The 15,791-nt window shown below is 55.5% G+C and carries 10 protein-coding genes and 2 tRNA genes; 7 read left to right on the top strand and 5 right to left on the bottom strand.

Going from position 1 to position 15,791, the window contains the following annotated elements; genetic code table 11:
* Window positions 1-108 precede the first annotated feature (108 nt).
* From HEP82_RS10720 to HEP82_RS10705, 4 genes are read left to right on the top strand one after another with little or no spacing between them, the layout of a single operon-like run.
* Complete coding sequence (locus tag HEP82_RS10720; RefSeq protein WP_192458074.1) at window positions 109-576, top strand: GNAT family N-acetyltransferase; 468 nt, start codon at window positions 109-111, stop codon at window positions 574-576.
* Window positions 573-1,592, top strand: coding sequence for a D-2-hydroxyacid dehydrogenase family protein (locus HEP82_RS10715; RefSeq protein WP_192458073.1), 1,020 nt, complete (start codon window positions 573-575; stop codon window positions 1,590-1,592). The genes HEP82_RS10720 and HEP82_RS10715 overlap by 4 nt, the downstream gene beginning before the upstream one ends.
* On the top strand, window positions 1,589-2,068 hold the full coding sequence (locus HEP82_RS10710) for a GNAT family N-acetyltransferase (RefSeq protein ID WP_192458072.1): 480 nt from the start codon (window positions 1,589-1,591) through the stop codon (window positions 2,066-2,068). The genes HEP82_RS10715 and HEP82_RS10710 overlap by 4 nt, the downstream gene beginning before the upstream one ends.
* Before the next feature lie 56 nt (window positions 2,069-2,124).
* On the top strand, window positions 2,125-2,631 hold the full coding sequence (locus HEP82_RS10705) for a GNAT family N-acetyltransferase (protein WP_192458071.1): 507 nt from the start codon (window positions 2,125-2,127) through the stop codon (window positions 2,629-2,631).
* Window positions 2,632-2,679: 48 nt separating this feature from the next.
* Here HEP82_RS10705 and mltA read toward each other — a convergent pair whose 3' ends face one another.
* The gene (gene mltA / locus HEP82_RS10700) at window positions 2,680-3,819 is read right to left on the bottom strand and encodes a murein transglycosylase A (RefSeq protein WP_192458070.1); all 1,140 of its coding nucleotides are present in this window, start codon (window positions 3,817-3,819) and stop codon (window positions 2,680-2,682) included.
* Window positions 3,820-4,038: 219 nt separating this feature from the next.
* Between mltA and HEP82_RS10695 the strand changes: the two genes are divergently transcribed.
* Both HEP82_RS10695 and HEP82_RS10690 read left to right on the top strand, forming a co-directional pair.
* Window positions 4,039-4,115: transfer RNA gene (locus HEP82_RS10695), tRNA-Met, on the top strand.
* A 39-nt stretch (window positions 4,116-4,154) separates the two neighbouring features.
* Window positions 4,155-4,231 (top strand) — tRNA-Met (locus tag HEP82_RS10690).
* Window positions 4,232-4,416: 185 nt separating this feature from the next.
* Here the strand turns inward: HEP82_RS10690 and amiC are convergent.
* The gene (gene amiC, locus HEP82_RS10685; RefSeq protein WP_192458069.1) at window positions 4,417-5,658 is read right to left on the bottom strand and encodes an N-acetylmuramoyl-L-alanine amidase AmiC; all 1,242 of its coding nucleotides are present in this window, start codon (window positions 5,656-5,658) and stop codon (window positions 4,417-4,419) included.
* A gap of 250 nt (window positions 5,659-5,908) precedes the next feature.
* Here amiC and argA point away from each other — a divergent pair, with 250 nt between their 5' ends.
* A complete protein-coding gene (gene argA / locus HEP82_RS10680; RefSeq protein WP_192458068.1) occupies window positions 5,909-7,285 on the top strand; it encodes an amino-acid N-acetyltransferase in 1,377 nt (458 codons plus the stop codon).
* An 86-nt stretch (window positions 7,286-7,371) separates the two neighbouring features.
* Here argA and recD read toward each other — a convergent pair whose 3' ends face one another.
* From recD to ptrA, 3 genes are read right to left on the bottom strand one after another with little or no spacing between them, the layout of a single operon-like run.
* The gene (recD, locus tag HEP82_RS10675; RefSeq protein ID WP_192458067.1) at window positions 7,372-9,222 is read right to left on the bottom strand and encodes an exodeoxyribonuclease V subunit alpha; all 1,851 of its coding nucleotides are present in this window, start codon (window positions 9,220-9,222) and stop codon (window positions 7,372-7,374) included.
* On the bottom strand, window positions 9,215-12,784 hold the full coding sequence (recB, locus tag HEP82_RS10670) for an exodeoxyribonuclease V subunit beta (RefSeq protein WP_192458066.1): 3,570 nt from the start codon (window positions 12,782-12,784) through the stop codon (window positions 9,215-9,217). Before recB ends, recD begins: the two co-directional genes overlap by 8 nt.
* Window positions 12,781-15,726 (bottom strand): pitrilysin, encoded by a 2,946-nt coding sequence (ptrA, locus tag HEP82_RS10665; RefSeq protein ID WP_192458065.1) that lies wholly within the window; start codon window positions 15,724-15,726, stop codon window positions 12,781-12,783. The genes recB and ptrA overlap by 4 nt, the downstream gene beginning before the upstream one ends.
* Between the last annotated feature and the right edge of the window lie 65 nt (window positions 15,727-15,791).

Below are 15,791 nucleotides of genomic sequence, written 5' to 3'. Positions count from 1 at the left end.
GCTCGCATTTCATAACACGATGCGGCGATACACCTTTATCTTCAGCGAATAATTGCGACACAATCGGCGCTGTGGCAACGTAAATGGTCATTGTTAACGGAGAAGATTATGCACCTTGAGCTGCTGCCGGCCACCGAGTCCGACATCAACTATCTGCTTCATCTGAGAACATTGACGATGAAGCGCTACCTGGAAGATGTCGGCGCGCCAACCGATAAGGAAACCTTCCTGCAACGCATCCGCCATGAGTTTGCACACGCCAATATCATCATGGTAGACAGTCAACGCGCAGGGCTGTTCAAATACCGCTTCATTGCAGAGCAACAACACTGGTATCTGTTGCAAATTCAGGTTCACCCCGACTATCAGCATCGGGGCATCGGCGGCATGCTGATTAGCGATGTTATCGCCCGTGCTGCCAAGCATCACCATCCCGTGGTGCTGAGCGTGCTGAAAAGCAATCCGGCCAGAAAGCTCTATGAACGACTCGGCTTTCGTATTACCTCGGAAGGCGCACAGGAATTCATCATGACCCGCACACCGGACGACTCCGCTGCCGCAAGAGAACACACATGAACATCGCCATACTCGATGACTATCAGGATACCGTTCGGCATCTCTCCTGCTTCTCGCTGCTGAGCGGCCATCACGTACACATATTGAACCAGAGTTATGCTGATCCCGCCGCCCTGGCGGATAAACTGCGTGATGTCGATGCGCTGGTTCTGATTCGGGAAAGAACCCGCATTACCGATGAACTGCTGTCCCGTCTTCCCAGGCTGGCGCTGATCAGCCAGACCGGGAAGATAAGCAACCATCTGGATATCGACCTGTGTTCAAGTTATGGCGTCGCGGTCGCGGAAGGTACCGGCTCACCGGTGGCACCGGCTGAATTGTGCTGGGCGCTGATCATGGCCGCGTCGCGCCGTCTGCCGCAGTATGTTTCCCAATTGGCCACCGCGCGATGGCAACAAAATGGCGGGCATCAGCTGGGGCGCTCGCTGGAGGGCCTGACACTCGGCATTTGGGGGTACGGTAAAATAGGGCAGCGCATCGCTCGTTACGCTCAAGCCTTCGGGATGAAAGTAATCATATGGGGTAGTGAATCCTCAAGGGCTCTGGCTAAACAACACGGGTTGTTGACCACCGAGAATAAGGCCGATTTTTTCAGGCAGGCGGACATACTGTCATTACACCTACGTCTGAACGCAGCCACCCGCCACTGCGTGGCTTATGAAGATTTGGCGCTAATGAAACCGGATTCGCTGTTCGTCAATACCAGCCGGGCTGAACTCATCGAATCCGGCGTACTGTTACGCATACTGCAAGAACACCCCGGCCGGATGGCGGCGCTGGATGTTTTCGACTATGAGCCGGCCACCCCCGACGTCGAACCGCTGCTGTCGCTACCGAACGTATTGGCGACTCCGCATATCGGGTACGTGGAACAAAACAGCTACGAATTGTACTTCAGAACCGCATTCGAGAACGTCAACGCATTTGCCGAGGGGCATGCGCAAAATCTGGTCAACGGCGATAGCCTTAGGCAATGCGCTCAGTTTGAAATAATTCACAGACCGGAGCAGCGATGAAGCACCAAGCTATTACGATAAGAAAAGCACGCCGGGATGATGCGCCGGCAGCATTTGATATCCGCAATCGCGCTATCCGGCACGGCTGCCGCAATGATTATTCTGCGGAACAACTGCAACGCTGGACAGACGGCCCGCTTAGCGAAGGATTTGCCAATATTGTTACTCACCATTTTTACGTTGCTGAAATCACAGGCGTCGTCGTAGCCACCGGCATGATCAACCTTTATACCGGCATGATTGATGCCCTATTCGTCGAACCGGAGGTGATGGGAAAAGGCGTCGGCAAACAAGTGCTGCATCATTTGGAAACGCTGGCCCGCACCGCAGGGCTGAGGGAAGTCCGGCTCGACGCATCCTTGAATGCCGCGCCGTTTTACCGTGCCCAAGGCTTCTCAGGCGAAAAAACCAGTCTATACCATTCACCCAGAGGATTTTCACTACCTTGCATCCCGATGATCAAAAGTATCGGCTGACACTTCACGTTAACTTGTTATTCTGATCATTCCGTTATTTCATCGCCGGGGAAGCCATGAAAGAAATAATCATCAGAAGGGCGGAAGCCCAGGATGCCGCCGCCGTTGCTCGTATCTATAGCGGCATTCACGCCTATTCCGGAACGCTGCAATTGCCATATCCCTCGCCAACCCAATGGGAAGCCCGTCTTGGCAAGCTCCCAGACAACATATATGCGTTTGTCGCGGAATCCGACGGAGAACTGGTCGGCAATTTGGGTTTCGAAATCTTTAGCAACCCGCGTCGACGCCATGTCGGCACTCTCGGCATGGGCGTCAGAGACGACTATCAAGGCCGGGGCATCGGCAGCGCGTTACTGGCCGCACTGGTGAACCTGACCGATAACTGGCTGAATATTCGTCGTATCGAACTGACGGTTTATTGCGACAATCTGCCGGCGCAAGCGCTATACAAAAAATTCGGCTTTATCGTTGAAGGGGAATCCAAAGACTATGCGTTTCGTGACGGTCGTTACGTTGATGCTTTCCACATGGCGAGAATACGCCCGGACAGATATACATAATCCGACGATTAACAGGCGCGGGCATATCCAGCGCCTGATGCATATTCATCAATTGCTTTGTGGGGATAGTACCTCTCCGGCATTGGCGCTGAACAACATCCCGCTTTGCGCCTGCGCATTACGCAGCACCCAAACCCGACCATAGTGGTTATAGTACCCTGCCGCATGGCCGGCCTCTGGCCCAATCCCTTGATAAATATCAAAATGCTGCCCCTTGATGGCGCCACCGACATCCAGCGCAACCATCAACCGCATCTCATACTGACCGGTGAATTTACCCTGATTATCCAGCAGCGGCACCTCCGCCAACAGCGTCGTACCCGCCGGGATCAGCGATCGATCGGATGCCACCGACGCCTTAGCCACCAGCGGTACGGCACTCGCCCCCTTTACCGGCATAGATGCCATGGGTTTGAAAAACACAAACGACGGGTTCTGCTCCAGCAACCCACGCACTTCCGTTTCCGAGTGCCGTTCCGCCCACTGGCGAATAGCCTGCATGGACATCTCTTCTTTCGGCACTTCGCCCCGGTCGATCAATACTTTGCCGATGCTGCGATAGGCATGACCGTTCTTACCGGCATAACCGAAGAACGTCAATGGGCTGCCATCGCCAAAATCGACATAACCGCTGCCTTGCACTTCCATCATGAAGTTATCCATCAGCGAATTGGTCCAGGCAATCGCCAGGTTGTCACTCAAGGCACCGGAATAAATCGCAGCGCGATCGGGCAGTCGATGATTACGCGACGTTCTCGGCATAGCATAAAGCGGATAACGAAATTCGCCCTGACGATAATGACGCGCCTGCACCACCGGCGTGTAATAGCCGGTAAATTGCACGTTACCGAAGTTATCGACACCCTCCATCTGCCAGGCATTCAGACCGAATCGCGACAATTCGCGCGTATCGCCGCCCGCCTGAACCCAGTTACGAATGGCCTGAAACGTGTCGCTATTGCGATAATAAAGGCTGGGAGAGGCACTCTGAATTTGGCTGATCTGATGGGTAAAATCACCGGCATTAACCGGTTTGCCATTGGCGTTCGGCTCGTTAACCAGCGCCAGCGGCTGGTTCAGATGCCCATCTTTATACTGCTGCCCGCGATCGGTGGGCCGCGACTGACATCCCGCCAGTACCACGATTACCACGCCGGTCAACACATATTTTCTCCACCATCCTTTCATCTGCGTTCTTACTCTCTCTGACCATCAATAGCGAAATAACGGAGGGAACGATAACAAACCCCCCTGGTGAATTAAACGCATCAGGGTCAAAAGCAGAATCAATCCGTGCAAAAAAACATCCTTGCGGCGATAAATTCACCACAACCAAACAAAATAACAAACTATTTGCAAAAAGAGGTTGCATCACCGCTCACGGGGAGTATAGTGCGCATCCACGGACGCGGGGTGGAGCAGCCTGGTAGCTCGTCGGGCTCATAACCCGAAGGTCGTCGGTTCAAATCCGGCCCCCGCAACCAATTGAAAAAAGAAGCAATTTGTCAGAAAGACGCTACGGACGCGGGGTGGAGCAGCCTGGTAGCTCGTCGGGCTCATAACCCGAAGGTCGTCGGTTCAAATCCGGCCCCCGCAACCAAACAAGAACACCCTAACGGGTGTTTTTTGGTTTTTAGGGTATCCTCCCGGCAACCCCATCCGAACGCAGTGAGCATGTTGCCGACGCTTTCTATGCGTACATCTTGGAGCGTTCCCGGCAAGTCAACATGAACGTCGTTGAAAACGCGCCCCACGTTCTTAATTCCATCGCCGGTGCCTGGGTCTCTATCTTTTTAACGCCGCAAAATACGCTTTGATGCCTTCCAGCAAGGATTGTGCAATCTGCTGTTGGAAACGACTGGTACGCAACTTACGTTCCTCATCAAGATTACTGATAAACGCCGTTTCCACCAGAATCGATGGAATGTCCGGTGCCTTCAGTACCGCAAACCCAGCCTGATCTACCTTATTTTTATGCAGATAATTGATTTTCCCCAGCCTGCTCAGGATCTCTTTGCCGAACTTGAGGCTGTCGCTGATAGTCAGGGTCTGCACCATGTCGAACATCGTGTGATCAAGATAACGATCGCCGCTCATGCTGACCCCGCCGATCAGATCCGACTCGTTTTGAGTCTGCGCTAGAAAACGCGCGGCCGAACTGGTCGCGCCTTTTTTTGACAACGCGAATACCGATGAACCACGCGCGGCCGGGCTGGTAAACGCATCGGCGTGAATAGAGATGAATAAATCGGCCTGCTGCCTGCGCGCCTTGGCAACACGCACCTTCAACGGAATAAACACATCTTCATTGCGCGTCATATAGGCTTTCATCGTCGGCTCCCGATCGATCATGGCCTTCAAACGACGAGCAATCTGCAATACTACATCCTTTTCCCGCGTCCGCTGGCGCCCGATGGCACCGGGATCTTCACCACCATGTCCAGGATCCAGCATGACTACCAGCGGACGCCCACGCCTGGCGCCGCTCTCTTTTATCGGCGACTCGGGCGGCAACGAGCGTTCAAGCTCTCCCCGGTTGTAATCCTCGAGCAGCGCCAACAACGGATCCTCCGCGTTATCGTAACGGCCGACAACCGGATACAGATCCATTACCAGACGATTGCGAAAACCCGCCACCGGTGCCAGCGTAAACAGGCTCGGATTGATTTTCTGCCGTAACTCCAGCACCAGCCGAACGGTATTCTGGTCAAACTGCCCCGCCCGCGCGGTTTTGATAAAGGGATCGTCAGGCGCAAACTGCCGGTTGGCGTTTTTCAATACACTGTTCAGCGATGCGTTTTCGATATCGACGACCAATCGATCGGGATTGTCCAGCAAGAATTGCCGGTATTTGAGCGGATGGCTGGATTCCAGCGTCACTCGGGTATAGGCGGAAGAGGGCCAGACACGGACAGCGATAATCTGGGGCACCGCAGCCATACCAGCCCCGCTGATGCTTAGCAGCCAGGTAGCCGCAGCTCCCTGCAAAAGACGTCGGCGACTCAGAGGCGTTTTTGGATCGAACATGTCACTCCGGTTTACTTGCTATGAAACGGCAAAACCATCCGACACGCTCCATCATTGTTTCACGCCGGGCAGCATGGCGGTAACAGTCATTACCACGTGGGGAAGCGCGCCGTCAGGCTAGGGCGCCAAAAACTTTAACCAATCAGTCTCTGACTGTCATGAAAAAATCACTGTCACCCTTTATAACGGCGTTAGAGCGTCGCACCGCACAAGCAACCATTCAGGAAAGTTATCACTTGCCTTTTCACCAATGAAGAATAAAAATACGGAAATATCGAATAAAAATTCAAGAGGGCTCGCAGTGAAGGAACGTAGTACAGAACTGGTTCAAGGCTTCCGCCACTCAGTTCCCTATATCAACGCGCATCGCGGTAAAACTTTCGTGATCATGCTGGGTGGAGAGGCCATCGAACATGAAAATTTTGCCAATATCGTCAATGATATCGGGCTGCTGCACAGCCTGGGAATCAAATTGGTGGTGGTCTACGGTGCCCGTCCCCAGATTGACGCCAATCTGACGGCCCATAACTACGAACCCTATTACCACAAACATACTCGTGTTACCGACAGTGCCACGCTGGAGCTGGTCAAACAGGCCGCCGGCACGTTGCAGTTGGACATCACCGCCCGTTTGTCGATGAGCCTGACCAACACGCCGCTTCAGGGTGCGCACATCAATGTGGTCAGCGGTAATTTTATCATTGCACAACCGCTGGGCGTGGACGATGGCGTCGATTACTGCCATAGCGGCCGTATCCGTCGGATTGACGAAGAGGCCATCCACCGTCAGTTGGACAGCGGCGCGATTGTGCTACTGGGGCCTGTCGCCGTCTCCGTGACGGGAGAAAGCTTCAACCTGACCTCCGAAGAAGTCGCCACGCAGCTAGCCATTAAACTCAAAGCCGAGAAGATGATCGGCTTCTGCTCCACTCAGGGCGTCACCAATGACGACGGCAATATCATTTCAGAAATGTTGCCGGAAGCGGCTCAGCAGCGCATTCAGTCTTTGGAAGAGTCCGGCGACTATAATTCGGAGATCGTGCGTTTCCTGCGCGGCGCGGTCAAAGCCTGCCGTAGCGGCGTCCAACGCAGCCACCTGATCAGCTATCTGGAAGACGGCGCCCTGTTGCAGGAACTGTTCTCCCGCGACGGCATCGGCACCCAAATCGTTATGCAGAGCGCCGAACAAACTCGCCGGGCCACCATCAATGACATCGGCGGCATTCTGGAGCTGATTCGTCCGCTGGAACAACAAGGTATTCTGGTGCGTCGCTCTCGCGAGCAGTTGGAGATGGAGATCGACAAGTTCACCGTCATCGTGCGGGACAACCTGACGATCGCCTGCGCGGCGCTTTATCCTTTTGTCGAGGAAAGCATCGGCGAGATGGCCTGTGTAGCCGTGCACCCGGAATACCGCAGCTCATCACGCGGCGACCAACTGCTGCACCATATCGCCGCACAGGCCCGCCAGCAGGGGCTAAAACGTCTGTTCGTGCTCACCACGCACAGCATTCACTGGTTCCAGGAAAGAGGTTTCCTGCCTGCGGAGATCGCTGTGCTGCCCCGCCGCAAACAGGAATTGTACAACTACCAGCGCCGTTCAAAAATTCTGGTGACAGACCTCTAAACTTCCGAGTCTTCCCGCTCCCGCATACTTTGTGCGGGGGCCGTTTCCCGACTAGCACCGACATTCCTTGCAGTGGTGGAAAAACGCTACTGCGCCAGCATTAGAATACGCTGCGCCAGGCCGCTATAACGCCGGGTAGCGGCGCACACGGACTGACACAAAATGTCTTCGTCGGCAAATATCGACAACTGCTGGCGTGCGCGAGTTATCGCGGTGTAAATCAATTCTCGGGTCAGCAGAGGCAGCATCATGTTGGGCAACACTAATGCTGTATGTTCAAACTCAGACCCTTGCGATTTATGCACCGTCATGACAAACGCAGTTTCATGCGCGGGCAAACGACTGGGCGGCACCGGTTTGACGCTGCCATCCGGCAACGGGAAACAGACCCGCAGTTCACCCTGCGCATTCAGCAATGTGATACCGATATCGCCGTTAAACAGCCCCAGAATAGTGTCATTACGCGCGATCATCACCGGCCTTCCGACGTACCAACGAGAGCCATTGGCGGGTAACGCGGGGAGCAACCTGGCGCTGCGCAATGCCTGCTCGATTCCCTGATTCAACCCCTCTACGCCGAACGGCCCTTCCCGCAGCGCGCAAAGCAGGCGAAATTGCTGGAACGTGCGCAGTACCACCACCGGTTCCGCGCCGTCGTCGATCGCCTGTAGATAGCGTCGATACTCCGTCACCGCCAGCGTCAACAACTGTTGATAATCCGACGCTTCCCGCAACGGATGGCATCCGACGTCGCTATAGCCGCCGTGCCAAACGTCTTTCACCCGCCGTTCATCTCCCTGATTCACCGCCTGCGCCAGCAACCCGATGCCTGACGATGCGGCAAAACGGTAGCTTTTACGCAACAGGCAGATGCTATCCGCCACGCTGGACGCCTTTGGCGATGGCGGCGGCAACGCACACCCGGTCAAACGTTGTAGTTGTTCGGTACGAGCCGGGCTATACCCCTGCCCGGTGAAATGACAGATATCGCCCAGCACCGCGCCCGCCTCCACGGACGCCAACTGATCGCGATCCCCCAGAAAGATAACGCGGGCATGCGCAGGCAACGCCGCCATCACATGCGCCATCATCGGTAAATCCACCATTGAGGCTTCATCCACCACCAACAGATCAAGATGCAGGGGATTCTCACGATGATGACGCAACTGCTGGCTATCCGGCATCGCGCCTAGCAAACGATGCAATGTGCATGCGGCTTGCGGAAAACTGCGCAACTGCGCCTCACTCAGCGTCAATTGGCTAAGCGCAACGCCCAGAGATTCCGTCAGACGGGCGGCAGCCTTGCCGGTCGGCGCAGCCAGTTGGATACGCAATGGCTGGGCGTCGCCACGCAACTGAATCAGCGCCGCCAGCAGTTTGGCGACCGTCGTGGTTTTCCCTGTACCGGGGCCGCCGGAAATCACCGCCATGCGGCTGGTCAACGCCACGGCAGCCGCAATCTTCTGCCAGTCGACCTCTTTTCCCAACGTCGGGAACAGAACATCTAGTACCTGACGGATATGACGCTCATCTATATCCGTCGTCAGTTGTCCATTGGCGATAAAATGCGCTACCTGACATTCGTTCCGCCAACTGCGCTGTAGATAGAGCATATCCCTCTCCAGCACCAACGGCGTCGGCCGATGACCATCGTCGACCGGCTCACACCGCTGCAACTCGCTACGCCAGCGCTCCACATTTGGAGAGCCGAGCAACTGCATTATCTGACGAGTCAACACGGGGTCACGTCCGTCAAATAAACGATCACCCTGTAACTGCTCCAAAGGCAGGCAGACATGCCCCGCCCCGGCATGATTGCTCAGACATGCCGCCGCCAGCAGCAGGTAGGGTTCATTCCCGGCCAGCATGTGGGCGAACTGCACATCCAGCGGGCGCAACAGATGCCTGCGCTGAGCCTCAAGCAGTAACTCAAGCATTACCGGCGCCCTCGTCGTCCATCATCGTCATATCGCCCTGAAACAGCAGATCCAGCCCATCCACCAGTCGCTGCGCCGGTTTGGTAAAAAACACACCATGTCCCGGATACGCTGCGCTGATTCCACGCAAAAACAAATAGATAACACCGCCAAAATGGCGCTGATAGTCATAACCAGGAACACGATGGCGGAGATAACGGTGCAATGCCAACGAATAAAGCTGGTATTGCAGATCATAACGATGCTCGACCATCGCCCGGTGCATAGCCGGCTGCGTGTAAGCACCCGCATCCGGCCCCAGCCAGTTAGATTTGTAATCCAGCAGGTAATAACGCCCCTGCCAGAAAAAAACCAGATCAATAAAACCTTTCAGCATGCCTTTCACCTGCTGAAAATCGAGTGCAGGACAATCAGCCGACAACGGATCGTGAGTTTTCGCCAGTCGATCCAACTTACCGGCATCCAGCATCGAGGCTATCGGCAGGTAGAATTGCAGTTCGGACTGACGGAAACGGCTTTCCAGTGCCGACAGCTGGATATGCTCCGGCGTCAGCGGCGTATTCAGCACGGTTGCCAACCACGTTTTCACAACAGGTTGCCACTCCTCCGCCATACCTTGCTGCCGAAGTTGCTCCAACAGCCATGGCTCATCAATGGCAGCTGTAAACTCCAGTTGTTCAAACAGACTGTGTAGAAAAGTGCCGGGCGCTGCGCCGCGCGGAAAGGTGTGCGGCGTGAATGCCTCGTCCGACTCCTGCGCCTCCTCGCCCTTCGTTTCAAGATCCAATCGGGGAAACAGTTCCTGTATCGCCGATGCGCCGTGTTGCTGTAACCCGGAATAACTGGTGACTCGCCAGCGATCGTGCAATTGCCGATTATTCTGACGCACCTGCAGTAAAGGCGCGGTTTCCAAAGCTGGGTGCCAGGGCTCCCCGTCTTCAGCCGCCACATCGGCGATATCGATGTCATCCCCGGCCATCGCTTCCAGCGCCGCCACCAACACATCGGCTGGCGCTGCGGCCCCCCGTTGCAAGAGATAACCCAGCGCACTCGAATGCATATCGCTGTTTCCCTCTTTCTTCTGCGAGCGTAAGTAGAGCGGAGCCACCCCCACTGCACAGTGGTAAATGGAGCGGGTCAGCGCGACATAAAGCAAGCGCAAATCTTCCGCCAAACGCTCTTCTTCCGCCAACGTGCGGCTCTCCTCGCCGCCATCGAGATCCAATGTCGGCAGCAAGGTTTGGCGATCGTGGTAAACACCCTGTGGCTGCGCCCTAAAATTGCAAATAAACGGCAACCACACCAGCTCATATTCCAACCCCTTTGACTTGTGGATCGTCACGATCTGCACCAGATGGCGATCGCTTTCCAGTCTCAATTGTTGGCTTTCCGACTGATTATTAGGTTGGGCAATCTGTTGCGCCAGCCAGCGCACCAGCGCGTGTTCGCTATCCAGCGCGGCGGAAGCTTCCTGCAATAATTCGCCAATGTGCAAAACATCCGTCAAGCGTCGTTCGCCTTCCGGGCTGGCGAGCAGGTTTTCCGCCAGCCGATGCTGCTGCATCAACCGTCTTAGCATGGGCAAAACACCGCGTTGCCCCCAAATATGCCGATACCCGGCGAACTCATCGACCAACGCATCCCACTGCGATTCATTGCGGCATAGTTCATCCAGCGCCGCAGCATCCATCCCCATCAGGCTGGTCGCCATCGCACCACGCAGCAACCGCTCCTGCTCCGGTGCCAACACCGCCTGTAACAGCCACAACAATTCAGTGGCCTCAGACGCGGCAAATACGCTATCGCGATTAGAAAGATACACCGAAGGAATATTCAGCCGTCCCAGCGCCTGGCGGATGAGCGCCGCTTCATAGCGGCTGCGCACCAACACCGTGATATCCGACGCGACCACCGGCCGACGCATTTCACCACGAGTTAACCAAGCCTCACCGCGCTGCCCGGCGCTGAGCCAACTACAGATACTGTCGGCGCACTGGCGCGCCATCGCCTGTTGGTAATCGCCAACGCCCACGCCTTCCCGGCCAGTCAGCCAGAATCGCATCGCCGGCATGCGACTCCCCTGGTATTCAAACGTTAGCGAGCGGTTCTTATCAGCGGCATTGACCGGCAAAAACGGGATCTGCGAAAACACAAACGGTGTGTCGGAACATTGAAACAGGCGGTTGACCGCATCGACCATCCCAGGCGTCGAACGCCAGTTGGTATCGAGCGTATAGTGCGACGGCACGTCTTCCCTGGCACGCATATAAGTGAAGATATCTGCGCCACGAAAGGCATAGATTGCCTGTTTGGGATCACCGATCATCAGCCAGCCGCACTGTGGCTGGTCGGCATAAATGGTACTGAAAATCCGGTATTGTTGAGCATCGGTGTCTTGAAATTCATCGATCATCGCAAGCGGATAACGCTCACGAATCGCTTGCGCCAACGCCTGGCCGGCGTCCTGTTGCAACGCCTCATCCAATCGGGATAACAAATCATCAAATCCCAATTCGGCTCGGCGCTGCTTTTCCTCACGGATCGACAATCGCACCTCGGACAATGCCAGACTGATCGCCAGATCGCGTAGCGTCAGCGATGACTGCAGCAGGTCATCCACAGCCAGGAAGATAGCGTGTTGCGGCGGTTCACCCTTGATGGTTCGCTGATTCAGTTCCCGTTGTCCAAAACGCTCCAGCTCTTTGGGCACCTGATAATTGCACGTCGGCTGCTGCGCCCATGCCGTTACATTGCTTAGCCACAACGGCAGATAGCGGCTGCTGTAACGCCGCTTGTCGACGCCGGAACTCCCGATCAACGCATCCAGCTCTTTCGCCACGCCCAGCCAGGCGCCCTTGAACGTCTCCAGTCTGGCAATAATATTCTGATGCCGCGCCAGCAGAGTTTCATCCGGGTCAGGGGGCCGACGCAATAACGGCATCTCGCCATGTAAATAAGGCATCAAGTCCTGCATCAACGCATCCGGCCCCGCCCATTCACGTCCCAACTCACTGGCCACCGATAACGGCAACGGATAGCAAAATCGACGCCAGAAATCCGCACATGCCTGACGGTAAAGCGGCGTTTCATCCTCCACCAACTGTTGTTCGAACAAAACCCCGGATTCAAAAGCGTTGGTCGCCAGCATACGCTGGCAAAATCCATGAATGGTGTGGACAGCCGCTTCGTCCATCTGCCGTTCCGCTCGTAGCAAAACCTGAGCCGCCTCAGCACGAAACGCATCCGGAATTTCCGCCAATAACAGCTTGACCAGCGGTTCATCACTTTCATTGCGCAAACAGGCGAGATACAAACTGTGAATCTTATCCCGGATACGATCCCGCAGTTCCTGCGTCGCTGCTTCGGTGAACGTCACAACCAGAATCTCTTCCACCGATAAAGGCCGCGGATAAGCGTTTTCTCCCCCCAGCCCCAGCAATAGCCGGAGATAAAGACCCGCAAGAGTATAGGTTTTCCCTGTTCCCGCCGACGCCTCTATCAACCGCTCGCCCAGCAGCGGTAACGTCAACAGGTTTAACGATTCTGACCGACGTTCGTTCATTGCGACACCGCAACGACGGCTGTTTCCGGTTTGGTCGGCGGTGATGACGGCAGTACCGAGACTACAGCGCCTTCCGTGCGGATATTCAGCGTCTGCTGTAGCGCCGAAGTGGTGGCATAAGTTCGCCAACCAGCAGGCATGGCATAATCAGACCGCCCCTGGCTACTGCCCGAAACCTGCGACAAAATCGCCAACCCCTGCGGCTGTAGCGCCTGCTGAAAGAAATTCGCCAGTTGATCCACTGTAATCGCTGACAGACGGGTAATCAGTTGCTGACGGGTATCGAACGCGAAGTTCTCGCGCTCCAGGTCGCCGCGCAGACGCCCAACCTCTTCCTCTAGCGTTTGCGGCGGCTGACTGATGGTATTAATCAGGCCCTGCTTATTCTGCGCAAAACTCTCCGGACTCATGGCCCGCAAACGCGGAATGGCTTTAGCGAAAAAATCCTGATAGCGCTGATACAAATAGGCCGGCTGCTGACTGTTGCTCTGCATCAGAAACCCAATCCCCCACTGCCGATCAACCATAATCGGCATAGCAAACACCGCATAACCTAACTGTTCCTCCGTGCGCAATTGATTGAAAAACCAGGGATGAATAATCTGCCCCAGCAATTTACTGTAGGCAGCGCCCTGAATCTCGTCATACCCGGTTGGGATATATGCCGCCGCCAGCGCCGAATCTGTACTCGCGCCCATCTTTTGCACCAGTGCGCGCTGCGACTGATCAATGCTAATCTCCGGTGCCTTCCACCAGACCGTGCCGCCGCAACCGAGTCGCTCACGCAGCATCCGCGCCAGAGCCGTTACCCGTTCCGCCGGCAGATTACCCACAACCAGCATCTCCGGCGCGGCGTGCTGCAGCAATTGAGCGCGATACGCCATCAATTCCTTAAGCGTAATGTCATTCAGTAGTTGTCGACGCTCAGAACGTTCACTGTAAGGCACCCGAGACAACCCCTGTATCGGATGCATCGCCTGTTCATAGGCTTTGGCCTTGTCTGCAGCATCCAGTTGCTCGGCATACCAGGATTTCGCCTGAGTCAGTTGCTCTTCGGTGATGCTAAAACCGGCATACTCACTAACCAGATTAAGCAGCAGTTCCGGCAAATGCTGGGTATAGCCACTGGCTTTCATCACCAGCCCGTTATTGATTCCGGTGGAAAAATTGATCCCGCCCACAGAGGCCTGATAGCTCAACGCATCCAGCGCCAGCCCGGCAAGATAGTCATTTAGCGCAAACAGCACCTGATGACGGGCAGTATCACTGGAGATCTGATTGCGCAACATCAGTGTGATATCGGCTTTGGGTTCGTTGGCGAAATAACGGCTCGGCATATAAAACAACCGTAGCCCAGGTTCATTGATCAACACACTCGGATGGGTGATGGCCGCATCGGCGGTGATCAGTGAGAAATCATCCGGAATATAGGGATTCGTCGCCGGCAGGTTGAGCGCAAGTGTCTTTTCCCGTTGCCGCCACGCTTCGATACGCGCCGTACTAATGCGATCCACCTGATAAGGAGCATCAACGAAATAGGCGACCCGATTGTGCGGCTGTTCAGGGCTTATCACCCAGATACGGGCTTTTTCCGGCGTCATGTCATCAAGCCGGGCGGCTACCGACGCCGGGTCGAACTTATCGGCGAGGTAAGGTGCCGCCAGCGTATATTCGACCGGTACGCGCAGCATAGTATCCACCAGCCATTCAACATACCCCATGTCACGACTGATGGACGGGTAACGAAAATCGACGTTCAGCATTCGGGAGATTTCATCAAAATAGCGCTGCTGGATACCGTCCCGGCGAATCTGCTTCAGATAACCGAACACGGCGGCGATCACGTCATCCTGCTGCGCCAACCCTTTGTCCGTCAGATCCACCGTAATGGTGAATACGCCGCTGTTGCGCTCGGACATAGGATCCGCGCCGGCATAAACGGATTCGGCCAACCCCTGTTTCTGCAACCATTCAGACAGCGTGTTCTGGCTGCGGTTGCCAATCAGATAACTGATGTAGCCATCTGTTTTACTGCGGAAAAACGGGCTGTTGTCATCAATACGGAACTCAAGCCGCAATTGTTTGTTCGGACGGGCGGGCACGTAATGAATGAACAAGCCGCGTTGCTCGTCGGTCACTACCGGCACCGCCATTTTAGGGACGCTGGCCTGCCGATTGGGGATACGGCCAAAGGTTGAAACGGCAATCGACGCCATTTGCGGCAAAGGCAGATTGCTGTAGATAACACCTTTCATCAGATTGGCTGAGTAGTAGTGCTGGTAAAAACGCAACAATTCATCATGCAGCTTGCTGCCCGGTTTATCGCTCAGCGTTTCCAGATTTCCACCGGCAAAGCGCGAGCCGGGATGGGCGGGATTGATGGTTTCCGCCCCTACCTGCGCCATACGCAAACCATCGCGGGAACGGGCCATGGTCAATTCGGCATTGACCGCGTTGCGTTCTTTATCTGCATTAACGGGGTCAAGCAGCGGCTCGGCTATTGCATCGGCCAGACGGTCGGTCGCTTGTTCCAGCGCGGCGTTTTCCACTTCCAGATAAAATGCGGTGCGGTAGGAGGCCGTGCTGGCGTTATGGCTGCCGCCGTGCATTTTCAGAAACTCCGACAAACTTTCCGGCTGAGGGTAACGGTGTGACCCCATCAGCAGCATATGTTCCAGGTAGTGCGCCAGCCCAGGCTGCTGAGGCGGGTTATCCAGCGAACCGATAGGTAATGCCAGCGCAACCAGCGACTTGACGGCCTGCGGGTCCGACACCAGCAATACCGTCATGGCGTTATCCAACCGGATAGCCTGATATTGACGCGGATCCTGCTCACTTTTCCGGATCGTTTCAGGCAACGGTTGCCACCCTTCGGCCGCCTGGCTGAACGGCATCCAGAACAACAACAGCGCCAGGCTCACCCAGCTAACGGACTTTCGCATGCCTTTCTCCACTCGCTTACACCTTTTATGACCGACAACCACTCGTTACCCACCCCATTGCGGGC

Origin of the sequence: Musicola keenii (genome assembly GCF_014855505.1) — a bacterium.
GTDB lineage: Bacteria > Pseudomonadota > Gammaproteobacteria > Enterobacterales > Enterobacteriaceae > Musicola > Musicola paradisiaca.
Note: the sequence above shows the minus strand (reverse complement) of the source record. Positions and strands in the feature narration are given on the sequence as shown.